Origin of the sequence: Streptomyces sp. NPDC059008 (assembly GCF_042749045.1) — a bacterium.
GTDB lineage: Bacteria > Actinomycetota > Actinomycetes > Streptomycetales > Streptomycetaceae > Streptomyces.
Genome location: NZ_JBHYJC010000022.1, coordinates 37,544 through 59,385 on the forward strand (window position 1 = coordinate 37,544; position 21,842 = coordinate 59,385).

The 21,842-nt window shown below is 74.1% G+C and carries 17 protein-coding genes; 11 read left to right on the forward strand and 6 right to left on the reverse strand.

Going from position 1 to position 21,842, the window contains the following annotated elements; translation table 11 throughout:
* Window positions 1-35: 35 nt before the first annotated feature.
* The gene (locus tag ACFWZH_RS24590; RefSeq protein WP_384435054.1) at window positions 36-1,718 is read right to left on the reverse strand and encodes an AMP-binding protein; all 1,683 of its coding nucleotides are present in this window, start codon (window positions 1,716-1,718) and stop codon (window positions 36-38) included.
* A gap of 349 nt (window positions 1,719-2,067) precedes the next feature.
* Between ACFWZH_RS24590 and ACFWZH_RS24595 the strand changes: the two genes are divergently transcribed.
* From ACFWZH_RS24595 to ACFWZH_RS24635, 9 genes are all read left to right on the forward strand, one after another.
* Window positions 2,068-3,330, forward strand: coding sequence for a condensation domain-containing protein (locus ACFWZH_RS24595; protein ID WP_384435057.1), 1,263 nt, complete (start codon window positions 2,068-2,070; stop codon window positions 3,328-3,330).
* Window positions 3,331-3,528: 198 nt separating this feature from the next.
* Window positions 3,529-5,973, forward strand: a complete 2,445-nt coding sequence (locus ACFWZH_RS24600; protein WP_384435060.1) for an ATP-grasp domain-containing protein — start codon at window positions 3,529-3,531, stop codon at window positions 5,971-5,973.
* 120 nt (window positions 5,974-6,093) lie between these two features.
* The gene (locus ACFWZH_RS24605; protein WP_384435063.1) at window positions 6,094-7,362 is read left to right on the forward strand and encodes a pyridoxal phosphate-dependent aminotransferase; all 1,269 of its coding nucleotides are present in this window, start codon (window positions 6,094-6,096) and stop codon (window positions 7,360-7,362) included.
* Window positions 7,363-7,364: 2 nt separating this feature from the next.
* Window positions 7,365-8,078, forward strand: a complete 714-nt coding sequence (locus tag ACFWZH_RS24610; RefSeq protein WP_384435065.1) for a maleylpyruvate isomerase family mycothiol-dependent enzyme — start codon at window positions 7,365-7,367, stop codon at window positions 8,076-8,078.
* A gap of 35 nt (window positions 8,079-8,113) precedes the next feature.
* Window positions 8,114-9,040, forward strand: coding sequence for a hypothetical protein (locus tag ACFWZH_RS24615; RefSeq protein ID WP_384435068.1), 927 nt, complete (start codon window positions 8,114-8,116; stop codon window positions 9,038-9,040).
* A 34-nt stretch (window positions 9,041-9,074) separates the two neighbouring features.
* On the forward strand, window positions 9,075-9,353 hold the full coding sequence (locus tag ACFWZH_RS24620; RefSeq protein WP_384435070.1) for a phosphopantetheine-binding protein: 279 nt from the start codon (window positions 9,075-9,077) through the stop codon (window positions 9,351-9,353).
* Window positions 9,350-10,498: an acyl-CoA dehydrogenase family protein gene (locus ACFWZH_RS24625; protein ID WP_384435073.1), complete on the forward strand. Its 1,149-nt coding sequence runs from the start codon at window positions 9,350-9,352 to the stop codon at window positions 10,496-10,498. Before ACFWZH_RS24620 ends, ACFWZH_RS24625 begins: the two co-directional genes overlap by 4 nt.
* On the forward strand, window positions 10,495-11,127 hold the full coding sequence (locus ACFWZH_RS24630) for a 4'-phosphopantetheinyl transferase family protein (RefSeq protein ID WP_384435075.1): 633 nt from the start codon (window positions 10,495-10,497) through the stop codon (window positions 11,125-11,127). The genes ACFWZH_RS24625 and ACFWZH_RS24630 overlap by 4 nt, the downstream gene beginning before the upstream one ends.
* 120 nt (window positions 11,128-11,247) lie before the next feature.
* On the forward strand, window positions 11,248-11,964 hold the full coding sequence (locus ACFWZH_RS24635) for a GntR family transcriptional regulator (RefSeq protein WP_384435078.1): 717 nt from the start codon (window positions 11,248-11,250) through the stop codon (window positions 11,962-11,964).
* A gap of 11 nt (window positions 11,965-11,975) precedes the next feature.
* On the opposite strand, the gene ACFWZH_RS24640 is transcribed toward ACFWZH_RS24635, so the two are convergent.
* Window positions 11,976-13,367 carry an aminopeptidase P family protein gene (locus ACFWZH_RS24640; RefSeq protein ID WP_384435081.1) on the reverse strand — a complete coding sequence of 464 codons (1,392 nt, stop codon included), beginning with the start codon at window positions 13,365-13,367 and terminating at the stop codon, window positions 11,976-11,978.
* Window positions 13,368-13,514: 147 nt separating this feature from the next.
* On the opposite strand from ACFWZH_RS24640, the gene ACFWZH_RS24645 reads away from it, so the two are divergent.
* Window positions 13,515-15,839: a collagenase gene (locus ACFWZH_RS24645; RefSeq protein ID WP_384435084.1), complete on the forward strand. Its 2,325-nt coding sequence runs from the start codon at window positions 13,515-13,517 to the stop codon at window positions 15,837-15,839.
* A gap of 27 nt (window positions 15,840-15,866) precedes the next feature.
* Here the strand turns inward: ACFWZH_RS24645 and ACFWZH_RS24650 are convergent, their stop codons facing one another.
* Together ACFWZH_RS24650 and ACFWZH_RS24655 are read right to left on the reverse strand one after the other, a co-directional pair.
* The gene (locus ACFWZH_RS24650; protein WP_384435087.1) at window positions 15,867-18,278 is read right to left on the reverse strand and encodes a glycoside hydrolase family 65 protein; all 2,412 of its coding nucleotides are present in this window, start codon (window positions 18,276-18,278) and stop codon (window positions 15,867-15,869) included.
* A complete protein-coding gene (locus ACFWZH_RS24655; protein ID WP_384435090.1) occupies window positions 18,278-19,042 on the reverse strand; it encodes an HAD family hydrolase in 765 nt (254 codons plus the stop codon). Before ACFWZH_RS24655 ends, ACFWZH_RS24650 begins: the two co-directional genes overlap by 1 nt.
* 193 nt (window positions 19,043-19,235) lie before the next feature.
* On the opposite strand from ACFWZH_RS24655, the gene ACFWZH_RS24660 reads away from it, so the two are divergent.
* Entirely contained in the window at window positions 19,236-20,105 is an 870-nt protein-coding gene (locus ACFWZH_RS24660) for a universal stress protein (protein WP_384435093.1), read from the forward strand.
* A gap of 11 nt (window positions 20,106-20,116) precedes the next feature.
* Here the strand turns inward: ACFWZH_RS24660 and ACFWZH_RS24665 are convergent, their stop codons facing one another.
* Window positions 20,117-21,463, reverse strand: a complete 1,347-nt coding sequence (locus ACFWZH_RS24665; protein ID WP_384435096.1) for a nicotinate phosphoribosyltransferase — start codon at window positions 21,461-21,463, stop codon at window positions 20,117-20,119.
* A gap of 46 nt (window positions 21,464-21,509) precedes the next feature.
* Entirely contained in the window at window positions 21,510-21,809 is a 300-nt protein-coding gene (locus tag ACFWZH_RS24670; RefSeq protein WP_384435099.1) for a dsRBD fold-containing protein, read from the reverse strand.
* Window positions 21,810-21,842 lie beyond the last annotated feature (33 nt).

The window sequence follows — 21,842 nt, forward strand, 5'->3', positions numbered from 1 at the left end:
CTCCTGGGCTCTCTTCTCCGGGGCGTAAGGGGTCGTCAGTGTCCGCGGTCGCGGAGCGCGGTGGGGGCCAAGGGAGCGGGGGCGTGCCGGGTGGGGGCCGGCGCCGGGGCCGCACTGGTGCCGTCCGCCGTGGTCGGTCGGGTGCCCTGCGCCAGGGCCGCGCGGTCGACCTTGCCGTTCGGGGTCGTGGGCAAGGCGTCCAGCAGCCGGATCTCCTGCGGAACCATGTACGGGGGCAGCTCCCGGGCACAGAAGGCGCCCAGGTCCGCGGTGTCCACCGAGGGGTGACCCGCCGTCAGGACGACGAAGGCGGTCAGCCGGAGGCCGCCGCTCCCGGGCTGCGGCAGGGCCATCGCGCTGGCCGCGGCGACGCCCGGGTACTGCGTCAACCGGCGTTCCACCTCGGCCAGTTCGACGCGGTTGCCGTTGATCTGCACCTGGGAGTCGGTCCGGCCGCAGAAGTAGAACTCGCCGCCCGCTCCCCGCACGGCCAGGTCTCCGGTGCGCAGCACCACCTGCCCGGACTGCGGGCACAGCGGGTCGGGGACCAGCGCCCGGCGAGTGGCCCGCGGATCGTCCCAGTAGCCGGAGAAGAGCGCGGGGCTGCGCAGATGGATCTCGCCGGGTACGCCGGGCTCCGCCACGATCTCGCCGTCCTCGCCGACGAGGAGCATCTCCGCCCCGGGATGCGCGACGCCGATGGAGAGCCGGTGCGCGTCCTTCGGCAGGGGGTGGGGGACCTCCTCGAAGGAGCACGCCATCGACTCGGTCGCGCCGTAGCAGTTGACGAGGCGCGCCTTCGGCAACAGCTGCTGGAGCCGGCGCAGTTCGGGCAGCGGGAACTCCTCGCCGCAGAAGAGGACGGAGCGCAGCCGGTCGAGGGCGGCCAGTCGCTCGGGCTCGTGGCGCAGTGGTTGGCGCCAGATCGACGGTACGCCGTTGACCTGGGTGGCTTCGGTCTCCCGCAGCACCCGCAGCAGATGCCGTGGCCAGCGCACCAGGTCCGGCGCTACCGGCACCACACTGGCGCCGCTGCCCAGCGCCAGGCCGATGTTGAGCAGCGAGAAGTCGAACTGCAGGGGTGAGGTGCTGGCGATGCGGTCCTCGGGCGTGGCGATGCCGTGCGCCAGCATGCCCCGGTAGAACGCGACCACCGCCCGGTGGCTCATCACCACGCCCTTGGGCCGTCCCGTGGTGCCCGAGGTGAAGATGATGTAGGCGGGGTCGGTGACACAGGGCTCCCGGCGCCGCGGCCGGCGCTGCTCGGGGGCGTGCTCCACGGTCAGTCCGGCCGGGCCGAACCGAGCGGTGGCGAGGTCCCGGGGGAGGTCCGTGCGCTCGCCGTCGGATACCTGGAGGTGGAGGGCGGGCCGGGCGGTGGTGATGATCGAACGCAGCCGCTGCTCGGGTGTCTTGGGGCTCACCGGGATGAAGGCGAGGCCGGCCCGGGAGGCGGCGAGCAGCATCGCGAGGGAGTGTGCGGTGGTGTCGGCCTCCAGGATCACCCGGGCACCGGTCTCCAGGCCCAGGGTGTGCAGACCGTCCGTGTACGTGTCCGTGAGGGCGCCCAGTTGCGCGTAGGTGGTGACGGTGGTCAGGCCGGGCCGGGCGGACTCGACGACGGCGGGGGCGTCGGGGGTGTGCCGGCCGGCGGCGAGCAGGAAGTCGTGGAGGAACTCCCCGGCGGTGCCGGCCGGGACCGGTGGCTGCTGACTCACGTGGCGAAGCCCCCTCGTGGTGGTCGGGAACGGTGACCCGGGGCGGGCCGGGCGGAGTGGACGGTGCCCGGTGCCGTCGGGCGGCCGGTTCGGCGGCGTCCGGTCGGTGGTCGGCCCAGCCGCCCCGTGACCGCCGCGCTCCCCATCAGGCTTCCGTGGAGTGGAAGTTGAATTCCGTAGAGCGGTGGTCAGGCTCTCATGTTCGCGACGGGGCTGGGGTGTGAGGTGGGTCACTTTCGGGGGTGCTCGGGGTCGGTGAAACCTGGACAGCTCGCGGCGAGTTGTGGCAGCGTCCCCTCTGCATGGAATTCAGTTTTCGCATTGTGGAAGTGTGTGGATGGGGGAGCGTATGTCCGGGGCAGGACCGCTATCGCTGGGCCAGCTCTCGGTATGGCACGACATCCGGGAACTGCCGGCGCACCGCCGCCACGAGCCGAACAACGCGGCGGCCTGGCCCCTTCCACCGGGCGTCACGGCGGACCAGGTGCGTCGCGCGCTGCGCGCGCTCGCCGCCCGGCACCCCTCACTGCGCACCCGCTACGACCTCCAGGACGCCGACGCACCAGGGCAGTTGCCGCCCGACACCGAAGGCGACGACCAACTGCGGAGCATCGACAGCGCGGCTGCCGAGCCCGCACGGCTCGCCGCCGAACTGGCCACCGAACCCTTCGACCTCGGCCGCGAACACGCCTGGCGGGCCCGGCTGCTGACCCGCGCGGGCACCCCCGCCCAGCTGCTGTTCGTCAAGCACCACATCGCCGCGGACGCCTGGGCGCAGGAGCTGCTGCACCAGGAGTTCCGGCGGGCGCTCACCGACCCCGCAGGCCTCGGCCCCACCCCACCGGGCCCCGCCGACCTCGCCGCCGAGCAGTACGGCGCCGCCGGACTGCGCCGGCAGGCCGCCGCCCTCGACCACTGGACGCAGACGCTGGCCCACGCCCCCTCGGCCGCGCTGCCGCGCAGTGCCGACACGGCGGGCGACGTCGTCCAGTGCACGCTGCGCTCCGCACCCGCCCGCCCGGCCGCGCACACCGTCGCCGAACGCGCGCGGGTCTCCGTCGCCAGCGTCGTGCTGGCGGCCTACGCCCGCGGCGTGGCCCGCAGATGCGGCGTCGACGCCCTGCTGGTGCAGCTGATGAGCGCCAACCGGTTCGCCGGTCGCTGGCGGAGCGTGGTGACGTCGATGAACCAGTGGGTGCCGGCGCTGATCGAGGACGCCCGCAACGACGACCTGGTCAAGCTCGCCGACGCGGTGCACTGGAGCGGCCTGGGCGCCTTCCGGCACGGGATGCACGACGTCACCGCCGTCGCCGCGCTGCGCGCCCGTACGCCCGAAGCCCCCGAACCGGCCTGCGCCTTCAACTACGTGACCGTGCCGGACGACGCGGCGCCGGACGCGCTGCCGCCCCGGGGCCCGCGAAACACCGCTTCGCCCACGCTCACCTGGGAGGAGCCCTTCACCACCATCGGCCCGCGATGTTACGTCCGCGCCGTGGAGAGCGAGGACGCGCTCGCCCTCCGGCTCACCGCCAAGGACCTCGACCGTGCCCACTGCGCCGAACTGCTGTGGGACGTGCACGAGAGCCTGCTGACCGCCGCCGGGCGTCCCTGACGCAAGGCCGCCCCACCGGCTCCCGACCCGCCGCACGGACGAACGAGCCGCGTGGACACCGCCGTCGTCCGCCCCCGGCGATCCCGGGGGCCGGACCACGTCGCCCGCCCCGCCCCCCCGGCGCCGCGCCGCCGCACCAACCGGCCGCCCCCTGCCGCCCCTTCCATCCCGCGCTCGTTCCTGCCCCAGGAGGCCGCCGTGCCCGAACACGTGATGATCATCCACCGCTGGACCGACCGCTACGCCGACTACGCGGCCTACCTCGACCACCGCGCCCACCGCGTCAGCTACCTCACCACCGACCGGGCCGCCCGCCACCTGCCCGCCGAACAGGCCGCCGGCGTACGGCTGGTGGACAGCACCGAGGACGTCAAGGCGGTGCGCGAGGCCGTCGACGCGCTGGTCGAGCGGAGCGGACCGCCGACCCGGATCGTCGCGCTACAGGAGACGGACCTCGACCTGGCGGCCGAACTGCGCGACGAGTTCGAACTGCCCGGCCAGCGCACCGGGGACCTGCTGCCGCTGCGCGACAAACTGCTGATGGCGCAGCGGCTCGCGGCGGCGGGCGTCGCGGTGCCGGCGACGGCCGCGGCACCGGACCACGAGGCCGTGGCCGCCTTCGCCGCCCGGCACGGCTGGCCGGTACTGGTCAAGCCCCGGCGCGGCACCGCCAGCGCGGGCATCACCCGGCTGGCGTCCCCCGGGCAACTGAGGGCGTACGCCTTCCCGCACGACACCGACCTGCTCGTCCAGCAGTGGCTGCCCGATCAGGTCCTGCACGTCGACGGCGTCTTCGACGGCGCGGAACTCGGCCCCTGGCGGGCCTCGCGCTACCTCAACACCTGCCTGGAGTTCACCGTCGGCAGCGCCCTCGGCTCGGTCGAGATCGACGACGCCGCGCTCCTGGCCCGCATCGAGGAGATCACCACCGCCGCCGTCGGCGCGCTGTTCACCGGACCGTCGGTCTTCCACCTGGAACTCTTCGCGGGCGACGACGGCACGCTGACCGTATTGGAGATCGGCGCCCGACCGGGCGGGGCCGAAGTGCCCTTCATCTGGCGCGAGGTGCACGGCATCGACCTGATGGCCGCGGCGTTCGCCCACCAGACGGGCGCCCCCGACCCCACCCCCCGCACCTTCGCCGAGCCCGCGCAGGTGGCGGGCTGGATGCTGGTGCCGCCGTCCGTACCACCGCCCTGCCGGGTGCGCGCGCTCACCCCGCCCCGGGCGGACGGCCCCCGCACCGGACCGTACGCCGAAGTGCTGCCGGAGACCGGAGCGTTGCTGACCGGCGGCGGCTACGAGCACGCCGGGGCGAGGTTCCGCTTCCGAGGGAGCGGCAGCGCGGAGGTGACGGCCGCGGTCCGCCGCGCGATGCGCGAGGCCTCGCTGGAGTGCGAACCGGTCGATCCGCGGGCGCCCGGCCGACTGGTCGTGGTCGGCTGCGGCAATCCGCCCTACCGCGAGTACGCGCTGCGCACCGTCGCGGGGCGGGTGCCCACCGCCCTCGTACAGCGCACCGCCGTCGACTGGCAACAGCGGTACGTCGCCGACCGGTTCCAGGTCACCGACACCTCCGACGCGGCCGGGACCACCCGTGCCGTCGCCGCCCTGCTGGCCGGCCATCCAGGCCCGGGAGCCGTCCTGACCTGGGACGAGACGCTCCTGGAGACCACCGCGGAGGTCGCCCGCCGGCTGGGACTGCCGCATATGAGCCCCGAGGCCGCGCACCGCTGCCGCGACAAGCTGGCCACCCGCCGGCTGCTCGCCGCCGCCGGGGTGCCCTCGGCCGGCTTCCGGCAGGTGCGCACGCACGCCGAGGCGCTGGCGGCGGCGGAGGCGCTCGGCTGGCCGGTCGTGGTCAAACCCCGTGCCCTGGCCGGCAGCATCGGCGTCACCCGCGCCGACGACCCCGGCCACCTCGCGCGGGCCTACGACCAGGCGCTCGGCGCCTCCTTCCCCGGCATCCGCGCACCGGCCGGCGCGATCGTGGAGGAGTATCTGCCCGGCCCCGAGATCAGCGTGGACTGCGCGGTGTCCGACGGCGCCGTACGGATCGTGAACGTGGCGCACAAGCGGCTGGCGTTCGCGCCGCACTTCGAGGAGGTCGGCCACCTCGTCGCACCCTGGCGGGACGAGCCCTGGGCCGACGAGGTGCGGTCCGTCGTCACCGCCGCCCACACCGCACTGGGAATCCGTACCGGACTCACCCACACCGAGATCCGCCGCACGCCCACCGGGCCACGCGTCGTCGAGGTCAACGGCCGCCTCGGCGGCGACTTCATCCCACTGCTGGGCACCCTCGCCACCGGGGTCGACCCGGTCGAGGCCGCCGCCGACCTCGCGCTCGGCCGCGCGCCCCGCCTCGCCCCGGTCCGCGACCGCTGCGCCGAGGTGCGCTTCGTCTACCCCGAGCGCGACGGCACCGTGCGCTCCCTCGACCTGACCGCCGCCGCGGCCACGCCCGGCATCGTCGAGGCTGTCCCGCTCGCCGCGCCGGGCACCGAACTGCTGCTGCCTCCCCGGGGGATCGTGCCCCGGCTCGCCGCCCTGATCGCCGTCGGCGACACCCCCGAGGAGTGCGCCGCCGCGCTCGACCGCGCCCAGCGCGCCGTACGGCACTCCCTGGCCCCGCTCCACTGATCCGCACCGGCCGACGAAGAGAGACAGACCCATGACCCCGATCCTCGGTGTCCCCGCAGCGGCCCCCGGCTGGCCCGGAGGCACGGCCCGTGGGTACCACCGCACGCAAAGGACTTCGAGATGACCGCCGTGACCGTCGCCCCGCCCTCCCCGAACCTGGCGCTCAACCAACTGGTCGACCGGCGCCGCGCCGAGGGGGCGTCGCTGGTCCATCTCGCCTTCGGCGAGGCCCGGCTGCCGGTGCTGCCCCAGCTGGCCGAGCAGCTGGCGCTCGGCGCGGCGCGCGCCGCCTACGGACCGGTGGCCGGCGCCGAGGGCGTACGCGACGCGGTGGCCGGCTACTTCACCCGCCGCCGGCTGCCCACCGAGGCCGACCGGGTGATCGTCGCGCCCGGCAGCAAACCCCTGCTGATGGCGCTGCAACTGGTCGTCCCCGGCGATGTGCTGCTGCCGCGCCCCGCCTGGAACACCTACGCCCCGCAGGCCCGCTACGCGGGCAAGGAGGTCTACGGCGTCCCCGTTCCCGCGGAGTGCGGCGGCGTCCCCGAACCGGACGCGCTGCGCGAGACGATCCACCGGGCCAGGGCGGCCGGCGCCGACCCCCGGCTGCTGGTCCTCACCCTGCCCGACAACCCCACCGGGACCCTCGCGCCGCCCGCGCTGATCCGCGAACTGTGCGCACTGGCCCGCGCCGAGGACCTGCTGATCATCTCCGACGAGATCTACCGCGACATCGTCCACGACCCCGAGTCCACCCCCTTCCTCAGCCCCGCCGAGGCCGCCCCCGAGCGCACCGTCGTCACCAGCGGACTGTCCAAGACCCTCGGCCTCGGCGGATGGCGGATCGGCGTGGCGCGCTTCCCGGCGGGCGAGACCGGCGCGCTGCTGCACGACGCCGTGACCGCGGCCGCCAGCGAGCTGTGGTCCACGCTCGCCGGACCCATGCAGCAGGTCGCGGAGTACGCCTACGCCGAGCCGCCGGAGGTCGTCGGGCGGATGCGGGCGAGCGCACGGCTGCACGGCGCGGTGGCCCGGGCGGTGCACCGCATCGCCCTCGAAGCGGGCGCGGTGTGCCGCCCGCCCACCGGAGGGTTCTACGTCTACCCGGACTTCGCGCCGCTGCGCGACCGGCTGGCCGCACGCGGCGTCACCGACGCGGCCTCGCTCGCCGGCCGGCTCCTGGACGACTCCGGGATCGTCGTGCTCGGCGGCCACCTGCTGGGCGACGACCCGCAGGCCCTGCGCTTCAAGGCCGCCACCAGCCTGCTCTACGGCGACGAACAGCAGCAGCACCAGGCACTGCGGGCCGACGACCCCACCCGCCTGCCGCACATCGCCCGCGAACTCTCCCGGATCGCCCGGGGCTTCGCCCGTCTGAAAGGAGCATGACGATGAAGGAGATACCCCCCACCGCCGCGTCCTTCGCGCAGATCGCCGCGGCGGCCGACCGTCTGCTGGCCGGACTCGCGGGACTCGACGACCAGGACGTCGCGGCGCCGTCGCGGCTCCCCGGCTGGACGCGCGGACACGTCCTGCGCCACCTCGCGTGCCAGGCCCCCGCACTGGAACGGCTGCTGGAGTGGGCCCGTACCGGCATCGAGACACCCCAGTACGCCAGCCGCGAGGCCCGGGACGCCGAGATCGAAGCGGGCGCCCGCCGGCCGGCCGCGGCGCTGGTGGCGGACGTCCGGGCGAGCGCCGCGCACTTCCAGCGCACGGCCGAGCAGCTGCCCGAGCCGGCATGGCGGGCCACCATCCGGCCCTTCACAGGTGAACTGTGCACGCCCCAACGGGTGTTGGTGATCCGGCTCCGCGAACTCGAACTGCACCACGTCGACCTGGATCTCGGATACGGCTTCGCCGACATCCCCGAACCGGCGCGGCAGATCATCCTCGACGACGTACTCGGCTACTACGCCGCCGCCGAGGGCGTACCCGACTGCCTGCTTAGCGACCGCGAAGGCGCGCTGGTCGGGCGCTTCGGCACCGGCGGCCCGGTCGTCTCCGGCGAACCCGCCGACCTGCTGGCCTGGCTGGCGGGGAGATCCGCCGGTGCGGCACTGGAGTCGACGGCGGAGCTGCCCGCGCTGCCCGCGTGGCTGTGACCGACGGCACCACCCCGAGAGGAAGACGAACGGCAATGGCAGTCACCGTCGAACCGGAGCGGTTCGACCTCGGTTCGGTCCGCAGCGCCCTGCTGGACTGCATCCAGGTCAACCTCGCGGTGCTCGCGGACCACCACCACGGCCCCGGGGCTCACCTCCGCCTCGGCGCGCCCCTGAGGTTCCGTACCTGGGACGGGGCGGACGGTCTGCCGACGGTCGACCCGCCGCTGCCGGAAAGACTGGCCGTGGCGCCGAAACTCCTGGGGCTGCGGGTGGTCCGGCAGGAACGCCCGGCCCGCGGCGAGTTGTGCAGGGCGATCCGCGCCGCCGTCGGCGTGCGCTACATCGTCGCCGACGCCTTCCAGCTGCCCTGGCTGCCGTACTACGGCCGGGCCCACCTGGCGCACGGCTTCCTGCTCGCCGCGGGGCCCGACGGCTGGCACGTCACGGACGCCTACCTCAGCGAGACGCCGTGGGGGACGGCGGCGCCCGGCCACTGGGTGCTGTCCGCCCAGGAGCTGGCGGGCATCGAGTCGGCCGAGGTCATCGAGCTGGCACCGGCCGGCGTGCGCCCCGTCGCCGAGCTGCCGCCCACCCAGGCGGTCGACGACGCCGTGGTGGCGGCCTACCTCGCCGCGTACGACGCCTGCGCCGACCGCGCACGGGCAGTCGAACGGCTCACCGGCGAGACCTGGTTGCTGATGCGGGCCCGCAAACTGCACGCGGCCTACCGCGCCTCGACCCGCCGGACCGGAGCGACCGAGGCCGAGCGCGCCCAGCTGCGCGCCTGGGACGAGGTCGTCGAGTGGACCTCCCTCGCCCACCGCCGGGTGTCCCGGGGCCGCGCCGAGCCCCCGGGAGTCGTGGACCGCCTGCGGGCGGTCCTCGCGGCCGACCGCACGGTCTTCGGCACCACGCCCACCACCCCCGCCGTCTCCCCGTCCCCCGACGGGGACCGCTGACCACCCGCCCACCACCGGAAAGGCCACACCCACCATGGACGCCCGATTCACCACACTGCTCGGCCCCTTCCTCAAGCTCGCCGGACCCGAGGAGCCCGTCATCACCCCCGACACCGACCTGCGCAGGCTCGGGGTCGACTCCATGCAGGCCATCGAGCTGCTCTTCGTCATCGAGGACACCTTCGGGATCTCGCTGCCGGACGACGAGCTCAACGACGCCACCTTCGCCACCGCCGGCAGCCTGTGGCGAGCGATCCGCGCCCAGCTGCCCGACGAGGCCGGCGACCGCGCCGACGACCAGGAGACCCCGTGAGCACCGAGGCCCCGCGCGCGGTGTCCCCTCCGCCGACCGGTCAGCAGTCCGCCGGCGCCGCGCTCGACGCGCTGCCCCGCACCGCCCGCGGCGAGCAGGTGTGGGCCGCGCTCGGCCGGGCGGGCCTGATCACCCGCGCCTATCGCGACGGCACGGTCGGGGCGGGAGTCGACCCCGCGGGACTCGAAGGCCTGCTCACCGCCGTCGACGCCCGCTTCTCGATCGCCGCCACCCTGTCGGTCAGCGTCCAGCTGGCCACCGCGCTGCCCGTTCTCGCGGCGGGCCGGACGCCGGTGGCGCGGCGGGCACTGGACCGGGCGCTCTCCGGCCGAGCCACCGTCGCCCTGGCGGCCACCGACGTCACCGCCGGCACGGACCTCACCGCGCTGCGCACCCAGGTGCGGATCGAGGACGACGGCCTGGAGCTGTCCGGCGAGAAGAACTGGATAGCCAACACCACCACCGCCGCGTCCTTCCTCGTGCTCGCCCGGCACCGGCCCGGCCGGCACTTCACCGACTTCACCTGGGTCCTGGTGCCCGCCGACGCCCCGGGCGTCGAGGTGCGGCCCGCCGACTCCGCCCTCTTCGCGGACTCGGGTGTCGGCCACCTCACCCTCGAGGGCGTACGGCTGGGCCGGGACCATGTGCTGGGCCGGGCCGGCTTCGGACTGCCGCTGTTCGCCCGGCACATCGGCACCGAGCGGCTCGCCGGCGCCCAGTGGGGTGTCGCGCTGTGCCGTCGCGTCCTGGCCGACACGCGAAGCCGGCTGTCCGGCCGCGCGCACGGCGAGGGCACCCTGTGGGACCTGGAGGTGGTACGCCAGCGCTTCGCGTCCTGCCTGCTGCGGGCATGCGAACTCCGGGCGCTGGTCGCACGGTTCGAGGACGCGGTGGCGGTGCACCACGACGCGACGGCCGCCGCCACGCTCAAGGCGGCCGCCGGCGCGACGGTCCAGCACGTGCTGACGGAGTGCGGCCAGCTGTGGGGCGCGGCCGGATTCGCCACCGGCGGGATCCAGGAACTGCGCGCCCAGGCCGCGCTGTTCGGTATCGGCGGTGGTGCGAACGAGGTGGTGCTGGGCGCCCTCGCGGACGCCGCCGAGAGCGTACTGGACGGCCTCGTGCGGCCGGGCACCCCGCCGTGAGCGCACCGATCGAGGTGGCGGACCGGCTCTGGGTGGCCACCGCCACCGCGGACCGGGTGGCGCCCAGCACCCACCGCGACGATCTGCGCCGGGCGCAGCGGATGCCCGCGTGGCGTGCCCGGGAGTTCCTCACCGGCCGCGCGCTGCTGAGGGAGCTGCTCGCCGCCGTACGGCCGGCCCTGTCAGGTACGGACGTGGTCGCCGACCGGCGCGGCAAGCCCTGGTTGCGGGGGCATCCCGGCATCGGCATCAGCGTCTCGCACAGCCACGGTGCCCTCGCCGCCGGAGTCGCCGTCGGGCGCGCCCTCGGCGTGGACCTCCAGCGCCCCGGCGCCCGCGTCACCGCGTCGTTCGCCCGCCGGCTGCTGGGCGGGCACGCCGAGCGGATCGCCGCACTGCCGCCGGCGCGGGCCGCCGAGGAGGTGGCCTGGGTGTGGACCGCCCAGGAGGCGTGCGTCAAGGCCACCGGGGCGGGGTTCGCCGACCGCCCATGGACCATCGACGTACCACCGGGCGCCCGCTCGGGCCGCTGGCGCGACTACCGCTGGATATCCCTGCGCGAACACTCCGCCACCCCCTTGAGCTGCGCATTCCCCCTGGAGAGGAGATGCGGCGACGGCGAGCGCTGAACGGACGGTCCGGTGAAGGTCCCCGGTCCCGCGGCGGCCGGCCACAAAAGCCCTCACCACCAGGCGGTTTGCACAACGTGACATTGTACGCTGGCACTCCGCGTCAACTCGGAGGACCAGATGGGTGAGCTCAAGCATCGCAGTCTGATCACCGCTCAGGAGCGGCTGCGCGATCAGGTCGCCCATCAACTGCGCGCCGCGCTGATCGCGGGGGAGCTCCGCCCGGGTTCGGTCTACTCGGCCCCGGGCCTCGCCGCGGACTTCGGGGTCTCGGCCACGCCGGTGCGTGAGGCGATGCTCGACCTGGCCCGGGAGGGGCTGGTCGAGCCGGTACGGAACAAGGGCTTCAGGATCACCGAGGTCAGCGAGCGCGACCTCGACCAGTACACCGAGATCCGGGCCCTGATCGAGGTCCCGGTCGTCGGCCGGATCACCCGGACCGCCACCCGCGAGCAGCTGGCGGCGCTGCGCCCGATCGCCCTGGAGATCGTCGCCGCCGCCCGCGCCCACGACCTCATCGGCTACCTGGAGGCCGACCGCCGCTTCCACCTCGAACTACTGGGCCTGAGCGGCAACGACCGCCTCGTCGAGACGGTCGGCGAGCTGCGCAAACGCTCGCGCCTCTACGGACTCACCCGCCTCGACGAGTCGAACCAGCTGCTGCCCTCCGCCGAGGAGCACGTGGCACTGCTAGAGGTGATGCTGACGGGCGACGCCGAGGCGGCCGAGGCCTGTATGGCCCGCCACCTCGGCCACGTCCGCTCCCTGTGGGCCCAGGGCCGCGAGGAACCGCGGGTACCGCATCCGCAGCGCGGTCGGGCCGCCCACCACGGCTGACGGCCCTCCGATCAGTCCCGGGCGGGCCCGGACAGCAGCCCGTCCATCCACTCCTCCACCGCGTCGGCGGTACGGGGCAGCGCCGACGACATCAGCCGGGCGCCGTCCGCCGTGATCACCAGGTCGTCCTCGATGCGGACCCCGATGCCGCGCAGCTCCCTCGGCAGGGTCTCGTCGTCGGGCTGGAGGTACAGGCCCGGTTCGACGGTGAGCACCTGGCCCTCCTCCAGGACGCCGTCCAGGTACTGCTCGGCCCGAGCGCGGGCGCAGTCGTGGACGTCGAGCCCGAGCATATGGCCCGAACTGCACAGGGTGTAGCGCCGGTAGAGACCGCTGCCGGCGCTGAGCGCCTCCTCGACCGGGACGCGCAGCACGCCCCAGTCGGCGAGGCCCTCCGCCAGGACGGACATACAGGCCTGGTGGAAGTCCCGGAAGCACGCGCCCGGCTTCAGGGCGGCGATACCGGCGTTCTGCGCGGCGAGGACCAGGTCGTAGACCCGGCGCTGGACGGGGGAGAAGCGGCCGGACAGCGGCAGGGTGCGGGTGATGTCGGCGGTGTACAGCGCGTCGGTCTCCACGCCGGCGTCGAGCAGCAGCAGTTGGTCGGGGTCGAGCGGGCCGTCGTTGCGTATCCAGTGCAGCACGCAGGCGTGGGCGCCGGCGGCCGCGATGGTCTCGTAGCCGGTGCCGTTGCCCTCGGCGCGGGCGCGCAGATTGAACACGCCCTCGATCCAGCGTTCGCCGCGCGGGTGGCGCAGGGCGGCGGGCAGTGAGCGGACGACGTCCTCGAAGCCGGTGACGGTGTGGTCGACGGCCTCCTGGAGGCGGTCCACCTCCCAGTCGTCCTTGATCAGCCGCAACTCGCTCAGCGCGGTGGCGAGTTCGGTGTCATGGGCGGCGTTCCGGCCGGCCGGGAGGTGGGGGAGGGCGTCCAGGTCGGCGCAGCGCAGGCCGGTCGTCCGGGCGGCCTCGGCCAGGTCGGGGCGGCGGCCCACCCAGAACTCGCCGTACTTGCGGTCCCGGTAGAACGCGCCGCCCTCGTCCCGCGGTGACCGGGGCCGCAGATACAGCACCGCCTCACCGTCCGGTTCCAGCACCAGGACGTGCCCCGGCTGGTCCTCGCCCGTCAGCCCGGTCAGCCAGGCGTAGGCGCTGTGCGGACGGAAGCGGTGGTCGCAGTCGTGCGAACGGACCGTCAACTCCCCGGCGGGGACGAGCAGTCGCTCGCCGGGGAAGCGTGCGGCCAGCCGGTCGCGGCGTCGGGCGAGTTGCTCGAAGCCCGGGACGCGGGAGTCGGCGGGCGGCGGGGTGGCGGCCCACCGGTCCGTCATGAAGCGGGCGAGGGCGTTCGACACCGGCAAGTCATGGCTGCCGGTGTGGGGTTGGGCGGCACGCGCGGTCACGGACACCTCCGGAGGGGAACCTGGGACGCTTCTTCCTGAAGCCTTGTCAGTGCAATTTCACATTACTATGTTACGGGTCACACCTCGTGGAGTGAAGGCCATTGCCTCGAACCCCACCCAACCCCTCAGCCCTTCACGGAGGTTCAGGTGTCACACCCGCGTCTGCCACGCAGAATCCTGCTGGCCGCGACCCTCGCCACCGCCCTCGTCCTGCCGGCCGTCCAGACCGCGCAGGCCGCACCCGGGCGCCCCGCACCGTCCGCCCCCGCCCGGAAGGCCGAGCCCCGGCCGCCGGCCGTCGACCACCCCCACGACCGGGTTCCCCACCTCGCCAGGGCGCCCAAGCCGGGGGCGACCCTCTTACCGGCACCCCGGGCCGTCACCGACGAGGGCCGCCTACCGGGCCCGCAGACCACGTCCGTGAAGACCCCCCACGCGCGCCCCGCCGTCGCTCCCTGCACCCTCGACGGGATCACCGGACTGGGCCCCGAACAGCTCGCGGACTTCCTCGCCGACCCCGCCGTCACCGCGGACGGCTGCCTGCGCGACCTCATATGGAAGTGGGACCGCCGGCTCGTCCCCGTGATGTCCGACGCCCACGTCCAGGCGGTTGCCGGGCGCCTCGCACGTCTCGCCGCCGCCCACGACGGCAAGAACACCGGCCACCTGTACGAGATGTTCACCTACCTGCACGCGGTGGCCTACCACGACTTCTCACACGACGAGATCGACACCACCGACGCGCCGACCGTCAACGCGGTGCGCGGCGCGGTCGACGCGTTCGGTGCCGCCGCCCGCACCTTCGACGCCACCCGGGAGAACGCCGCCACCCTGCGCGAAGCCCTGTACGGCGTCGGCCCGGGCGGACGGCAGTACCAACTCGGGCTGATCCGGAAGGTCCTGGCCACCATGGACCCGGATCACCCCGCCACCCACAAGGACCGGTCCTGGGGCAACGCCGCCCTCGCCGCGCTCACCCTGAGCTACCTGGGCGTCTACCCCGGCAACCAGGACACCGCCTTCCAGCGGGCGGTCACCGCCGACCCCGGCTACCGCGCCGCCTTCAAGGCCTTCGCGCACTACACCCACCTCAAGGACACCGACAACGCGTGGGCGGTGCGCGACGCGCTCAGCGAGTACGGACGGTTCGGTCAGATCGAAGCCCTCAAGGGTGAGATCGTGCCCGCCCTCGGTCAGCTGCTGGACCTGGTCACGCGCAACTTCGGCGACGGCAGCGAGCCCTGGGGGAAGCTCGTCACCTGGCTGATCGCGTTCGACGCCTGCCGGCCGTACAAGGTGTGCAAGGAGGACATCGAGCGCCGCCTCTTCCCGCACACCTACCGCTACGACAAGGGCGGGGTGGAGGTCCGCACCGCCCTCGACCGGCGCACCGTCGACCAGCTGTACTACGCCGGCAAGCAGGTCAAGGCGCAGTTCCACCGGGTGCTGGGCACCGACCGGCCGCTGGACGGCGACACCAACACCACGCTCCACATCGTGCTGTACGCCTCCCGCTCCGACTACCGGACGTACCAGCCGGTCCTCACCGGCCTGAGCACCGACAACGGCGGTATGTACATCGAGCAGGGCGCGACCTTCTACACCTACCAGCGCCGGGTCCCCCAGGACTCCACCCTCACCCTGGAGGAGCTCTACCGGCACGAGTACACGCACTACCTCAACGGCCGCTGGGCGGTTCCGGGGCTCTTCGGCCAGGGCCCGTGGTACGAGGGCGACCGGACCACCGCGATGGACGAGGGCACGGCCGAGTTCTTCGACGGCGCCACCCGCGACGACGGCGTCAAGGTCCGCAGATCCCTGGTCCGGGGCGTCATCAACGACACCGCGGGCGGCGGCCCGCGGATGACCGTCGACCAGCTGCTGCACGCCACCTACGCCGGTGACGGCTTCCGCTTCTACCACTACGCCGGCACCTTCTTCGAGTTCCTGTGGGCCGAACGCCCCGCCCTGCTGCGGGAGATGTACGGCTACCAGCGCGCCGACGACCCCGCGCGCTTCGACGCCTGGCGGAACCGCATGGGCAGGGACACCGCCCTGCAGCGGGCGTACGACGCGTTCCTCGACGAACAGATCGCCCACGTCGACGACCTCTTCGTCCCGGCCACCACCCACACCCCCGTCGGCTCACTGAAGTTCGCCGACGCCGCGCAGGTCCGCAGGGCGTTCGCCGCGGCCACCTCCCACACTCCCAGGTGCAAGGACAACGGCGACCCGGCGTACGGCCGCTTCGTCTGCACCGGCCGGATCAGCGCCGACCTCACCGACCCGGGCAGCCCCGACCGGGTCTTCAAGGACATGTCCGAGGCCGTCGACGCCACCCTCCTCGACCGCACCGCGTCCGCCGCCAACAACTTCGCCGATATGAACTGCTCCTTCGGCGCGGTCACCGTCCGCTCGCGGTACGGGTCCGGCACCGCGGACTACACCTGTGAGGGACCGCTGCGGCGGTGACGCACGACGCGGCCGCCATGAAGCGGATCAGCCGTCCGGCATGTCGAGCCGCCGGGTCGTACCCGGTGCGACGCTGAACGACCGCTCCCGCAGCCGCACCCGCACCGCCGCCTGCTCGGACTCCGGCACCGCGATCCGCACCTGTTCGGCGCTGATGCGGAGGTCGATGTCCCAGTGGCGGCGGTAGCGGATGCGTACGTTGAACTTCGAGAGTTCGGGCAGGGGGGCCGGGTCGAGCCAGAGGGCCTGGTCCCGGGTCTCCAGACCCGTCAGGCCGCGCTGGACCAGATCCAGCGTGCCGGCCATCGCGCCCAGATGGATGCCCTCGGCGGTGCTGCCGCCGTGGAGGTCCGCGACGTCCCCGGTCAGCGCCTCCTCGCAGTACGTCCAGGCGTCGGGGCGCTGTACGCGGGCCAGGACCCAGGCGTGGACCAGGGCGCTGAGGGTGGAGCCGTGGCTGGTGCGGCGCAGGTAGTAGTCGACGGTGGCGTGCCAGGTGTCGTCGTCGAGGGGGTAGCCCATGTGACGGAAGACCGAGGCGAGTTCGGACGGTGCGAAGAGGTAGCCGAGCATCAGCACATCGGCCTGCTTGGAGGCCTGGTAGTGGTTGACGGTGTCGCCCTCGGCCTCCAGGATCCGGTCCAGCCGGCGGATGTCGCCGTACCGCTGCCGGTAGCCGTCCCAGTCGAGCTCGGCCAGGTCCGCATAGCCGGCGAACTGGCTGATCACGCCCCGGTGGAAGGGCACATGGAGCAGCCGCGCGACGTCCTCCCAGCGCTCCGGCTCGTCCGGGGTGAGCTGGATGCGCTCGTAGAGCTGCCGCTGATGCGCCTCGGGCAGGGACCGGCACAGTTCCAGGGCGCGCAGCAGCACCCAGGCCGCGGTGACGTTGGTGTAGGCGTTGTCGTCGACGCCCGGTTCGGCGGCCCCCGGATAGCCGTCGTGGTACTCGTCGGGGCCGACCACGCCCCGGATGCGGTAGCGGCCGAGGTCGGGGTCCCAGGCCGCGGCGGCCGCCCAGAAACGGGCGACCTGCAGCAGCATCTCGGCGCCCTTGGTGTGCAGGAACTCCGTGTCGCCGCTGGCCTGTCCGTACTGCCACACGTTGTAGGCGATCGCCGATCCGACGTGGTGCTGCAGACGGGAGTGGTCGGGCAGCCAGCGGCCGGAGCGCGGGTTGAGATGGAGCTGCTGGGTCTCCTCCCGGCCGTCGCCGGCGCTCTGCCACGGATACATCGCCCCCGCCCGGCCCGCTTCCTGCGCCGCGCGGCAGGCGGCGGGCAGCCGCCGGTAGCGGTAGTCGAGCAGCGCCCGGGAGACCTGGGGGAGGTGCAGGTTCAAGAACGGCAGCACGAACAGCTCGTCCCAGAAGACGTGCCCTCGGTACGCCTCGCCGTGCAGGCCCCTCGCCGGCACCCCCACATCGAGCTCGGCGGTGTGCGGCGAGAGGGTCTGCAGCACATGGAAGAGGTGCAGCCGCAAAATCCGGCCCGCGTCCCCGGGCACCTCCAGCTTCGCCTGCCGCCACAGGTCCTCCCAGGCGCGCCGGTGCGAGGCCATCAGCTGCCGGAAGTGCGGGGCCCGCGCCACGCAGTCGACGGCCGCGTGCCGGGGGCTTTCGATCGCCGGGTCACGGGAGGTGTACAGCGCCACCGTCTTGTCGACGACCACCGTCGCCCCGGAGGTCACCGGCAGCGTCAGGGTGTGGAAGGCCCGCAGTACCGCTATCCGGGTGCGCGGTGTCCCGCCCCGCCCGGGGGTCGCCCGGATGCGCGCGGCCAGCGCGATCTGGATGTCCGAGTCGATGGTGCGGCAGCTCAGCCACACCGTGTCGGTCCCTTCGGCACCGGTCTCCCAGCCCCGCAGATGCTGGTCGGCCAGCCCGCGGTAGCGCTCGACGCCGGTGTTGCGGACCGCGCCGTCCAGGCCCGACTCCACCTCCACCGCGCCCGCCCAGCCGTCGGCGGTGAACGAGGTGCGCATCGCGGCCAGATGGGGCTCGCCCATGTGCACCAGGCGGCGCTGCTCCACGCACAGGCGGTGGCCGGCCTCGTCCTCGTAGACCGACCAGCGGGTCAGGGTGCCGTGCCGCAGGTCCACGCTCTGCCGGTGCTGCGTCAGCTGCGGGTGGCCGGGCGTGAGCCACGGCCCGGGAGGCGCGTCGGCGGGGCAGATCCGGTAGCGCAGCGGCAGCCAGTTGGGCAGGTTGACCATGTCCTCGTTCTCGACGGGCTGGCCCGCCACGGTGGAGGTGAGGCGGTTGTAGCAGCCGGCCGCGTAGGTGCCGGGGTAGTGCGCGGGCCCCGACAGCACCTCGCTGGCCGCGCCGCGGGTGACGAAGTAGCCGTTGCCCAGGGCGCAGAGCGTCTCGCGCAGCCGTTCCGCGCCCGCGTCGTACCCCTCGTACGACCAGGTCCACGCATTGCCGCCGGTCGGCATCAGCCCTCCCCGCAGGTCAACAGCTCGCCGGGATCGGACACCACCACATCGGCGCCCCGGCGGCGCAGCGCGTCGGCGCCGGCCGGGTCGGCCGACCGGTGCACGCCCACCACCAGGCCGAACCCGCCGCGCCGCCCGGCCTCCACACCGGCCAGCGCGTCCTCCACCACGGCGGCCTCCTGGGGCCGGACACCGAGGCGGCGCGCCGCTTCCAGGAAGAGCGCCGGATCCGGCTTGCCCGGCAGCCCGAGCCGGCCTGCCTCCCTGCCGTCCACCACGGCCGCGAACAGCCCGAGCAGCCCGGCCGCCGACAGCAGCTCGGTCGCGTGCCGCGACGCCGAGGCGGCGGCACACGGCACCCGCTCGTCCCGCAGCACGTGCAGCAGCCGTACGGTGCCGGGCCAGACGGCGACGCCGCCGGCCCGCAGGCGCGCGGTGAACAGCTCGTCCTTACGGGCCGCGACGGCCCGGACGGTGTCCGTCCCCGGCCCGTCATCCGGTTCGCCGAGCGGCAGGTCCAGGCCCCTGGACGCCAGGAACGCGGCCGCGCCGTCCTGCCGTGACCGGCCGTCGACCAGCCGCAGATAGTCCTCCACCGGGTCGAAGGGGCGCTGCTGCCCGTCCGCGGCCGCCAGACAGGGGTCGAAGGCTTCCTTCCAGGCCGCGGCGTGGAGGCCCGCGGAGTCGGTGATGACCCCGTCGGTGTCGAAGACCACGGCCCGCAGCGAGCGCAGGCACGCGGCCAGGGACGGCGCACCGGTCATGGTGACGGTTTCCGTTCGTCGGTGTGTCCATTCCATGGCACCACGGCTGATGGCCCGGGGCGCGGCCGCGGCCCTGGCGAGCACACCGCGGCGGCGCGACGATGGAAGACACCACCGCGACGATCGACGACCCCCCTCGTGGCGATGGTGTGCACCACCGAGACCGGCGACCGGGAGGAAGGCGGTGGCGGCGATGGAGCGGTCCCTGGTCGTGGGCGTGGACGGTTCGGACTCCGCGCTGCGGGCGCTCGACTGGGCGGTGGACGAGGCGGCCCGCCGCAAGCTTCCGCTGGACGTGGTCCACGCCTCCACCTGGGAGCGCTTCGAGGGCACGGCGCAGGGCCCCGAACGCCCCGGTGAGCAGGTCCTCGCGGAGGGCATCGCGCAGTCCGCCGCCGAACAGGCCCGCTGTCGCAACCCGGACCTCAAGGTCGGTGCGCAGGTGGTGGCGGACGACGCGGTCACGGCCCTGCTGCGGGCCGGTCACTATGCGTCGGTGCTGGTCCTGGGCTCGCGGGGGCGAGGCGAGATCGCCGGTCTGCTGCTCGGCTCGGTCGGCCTGGCGGTGGCGGCGCGGGCCCGGTGCCCGGTGATCGTGGTGCGCGGGGACGCGGCCGGGGTGGCCGGGACGCACCGGTGCGTGCTCCTGGGTGTCGGCGATCCGGAGAAGGGGGCGGCGGCCGTCCGCTTCGCCTTCCAGGAGGCCGAGGCCCGCGGCTGCCTGCTGAAGGCCGTACGCACCTGGCGCTGCCCCGCACACGAGACGGCCGATCCGCCGCTCCTCGCCGACCAGGCCCGCAGCCACCACGAGAAGCAGGCGGCGGCGCGGCTGGACGACGCCCTGGGAGCGGCGGCCGGCGACCACCCGTCCGTGCAGGTGCGTCGCACCACCGTCGAGGGCCCCACCCACAAAGTGCTGGTGCACCGCGCCGCGGCCGCGGACCTGCTCGTCATCGGCGCGGGGCACCGCCACGGCCACTTCGGGCTGCCGCTCGGGCGGGTGGCGCACACCGCGCTGTGCCACGCGGCCTGCCCCGTGGCGATCGTGCCGCAGCGCGCCTGACGCGGTGCGGCTCAGGCGTGCATACGGAACGGAGCGAGCATCTCCCGCTCGGTGCGCCGCCGTACCCGGTCCGTCAGGACCGACAGCCGGTGCGAGACCATCGCCCGTACCGGCTGCGGCGACCGGATGCGCCGGGCCGTGGCGGGCAGTTCGGCGAGGTCCTCGGTGAGCCGCTGGTGGGCTTCCTCCAGCCGGCCGCGCGGGGTGCTGCGCTCGCCCCCGCTCATCATCGTCCGCAGCAGCGGCGTACTGTCCGCCGGGGCCGGCTCGTCGGCCAGGCCGATCACGTCGAGGCAGCCGGGGCGGCGGAAGACCTGCTTGCGCCCCGGGGACGTGGCCTTCGCCGCCGACAGCTTCATCACCGGCCGGCCGTCGTAGGCGACGAGCTTGTACGCGGAATCCAGGTAGGGCGCGTCGGCGCTCACCCCGACCCGGGTGCCGACGGCGAAGACGTCGATCGGCGCCCCCGAGGACGTCAGGTCGTGCACCCCGTATTCGTCCAGTCCGCCGCTGGCGATGATCCGCACCTGCGGAAGGCCCGCGTTGTCGAGCATCGCCCGTGCGTGGCGGGACAGTTGTGCCAGGTCACCGCTGTCCAGCCGGATCGCCGAGCCGTCCCCGCGGCCCAGCGCGGCCAGCACACGGGCCGCCGCCGCGACCCCGGACGCGGTGTCGTAGGTGTCCACCAGGAACGTCACGGGCCCCGGATGGCACAGCGCGAACGCGGTGAACGCGGTCTCCTCGTCCTCGAACGCCTCGATGTAGGAGTGCGCCATCGTGCCGACCGCGGGCAGATCCTCGGCGTGCGCCGCCGCGACGTTGCTGGTGCCCGCGAAACCGGCCATGGCGCCCAGCCGGGCGACCTGGTGCGCGACCGCGGTGCCATGGGTGCGCCGCAGCGCGAAGTCCACGACCGGGCGCCCCCGCGCGGCGATCACACAGCGGGCGCACTTGGTCGCGAGGGCCGTCTGATGGCTGAGCTGATTGAGCACGAACGTCTCGACGAGCTGCGCCTCGGGGAGCGGCGCGGTGATCTCCAGCAGGGGCTCGTTGGCCAGCACCACCCGGCCCTCCGGCACCAGCCGGGCCTCGCCGGTGAAGCGCAGGTCCAGCAGCGGGGCCAGGTCCGCCGACGGCCGCTGAAGGGCCTCGGCGAACACCTCGACGTCCTCGCGGTCCACATGGAACCCGGCGAGGTAGTCCAGGACCGTCTCGGCGCCCGCGGCGACCAGGAAACCCCGCTCCGGCGGCAGTTCCCGCACGAAGCAGCTGAAGGTCGCCGGCTGCTCCATGCCCTCGCGGAGAAACGACAGGGCCATGGTCACCTCGTACAGGTCGGTGATCGTCGCATCCGACATGGCCGACTCCTTCCACGGCCGTGACGCCGTCCGCCACGGCCCTGGCTCACGCCATCGCATCCGTCCAGCCATAGGCGACGCGGGTCTGCCGCCGCGGTGGTGCGGCACCCACGCCCTCGAGTTCCTCGTCCGCCACCCGCAGCAGCTGCCCGGCGAGGTCCCGCAGGGCCCGGCCGGCCGCGATCTCGTCGCCGATCTCCGGGATGTCGCGGTCCTCGGGGCTGCACCGCGCCGTGCCGTGCCCGGTGAAGGTGGTGGTCGCGGTGGTGAGCACCGCCCGCGCCGTGGTGGTGCCGTCCTCCTCGACGAGGGTCAGACGGACGGGCCACTCGACTGTGTTCGCCATGGCTTACCCCAACTTCCTCGTGCCCCCTGTCGT

What these genes read in the sequence shown, in the direction of transcription:
- ACFWZH_RS24595 (WP_384435057.1), top strand. Translation starts at nt 2,068, where the DNA reads ATGTCCGGGGCAGGACCGCTATCGCTGGGCCAGCTCTCGGTATGGCAC.
- ACFWZH_RS24605 (WP_384435063.1), top strand. Translation starts at nt 6,094, where the DNA reads ATGACCGCCGTGACCGTCGCCCCGCCCTCCCCGAACCTGGCGCTCAAC.
- ACFWZH_RS24610 (WP_384435065.1), top strand. Translation starts at nt 7,365, where the DNA reads ATGAAGGAGATACCCCCCACCGCCGCGTCCTTCGCGCAGATCGCCGCG.
- ACFWZH_RS24615 (WP_384435068.1), top strand. Translation starts at nt 8,114, where the DNA reads ATGGCAGTCACCGTCGAACCGGAGCGGTTCGACCTCGGTTCGGTCCGC.
- ACFWZH_RS24620 (WP_384435070.1), top strand. Translation starts at nt 9,075, where the DNA reads ATGGACGCCCGATTCACCACACTGCTCGGCCCCTTCCTCAAGCTCGCC.
- ACFWZH_RS24635 (WP_384435078.1), top strand. Translation starts at nt 11,248, where the DNA reads ATGGGTGAGCTCAAGCATCGCAGTCTGATCACCGCTCAGGAGCGGCTG.
- ACFWZH_RS24650 (WP_384435087.1), bottom strand. Translation starts at nt 18,278, where the DNA reads ATGCCGACCGGCGGCAATGCGTGGACCTGGTCGTACGAGGGGTACGAC.
- ACFWZH_RS24655 (WP_384435090.1), bottom strand. Translation starts at nt 19,042, where the DNA reads ATGACCGGTGCGCCGTCCCTGGCCGCGTGCCTGCGCTCGCTGCGGGCC.
- ACFWZH_RS24660 (WP_384435093.1), top strand. Translation starts at nt 19,236, where the DNA reads ATGGAGCGGTCCCTGGTCGTGGGCGTGGACGGTTCGGACTCCGCGCTG.
- ACFWZH_RS24665 (WP_384435096.1), bottom strand. Translation starts at nt 21,463, where the DNA reads ATGTCGGATGCGACGATCACCGACCTGTACGAGGTGACCATGGCCCTG.
- ACFWZH_RS24670 (WP_384435099.1), bottom strand. Translation starts at nt 21,809, where the DNA reads ATGGCGAACACAGTCGAGTGGCCCGTCCGTCTGACCCTCGTCGAGGAG.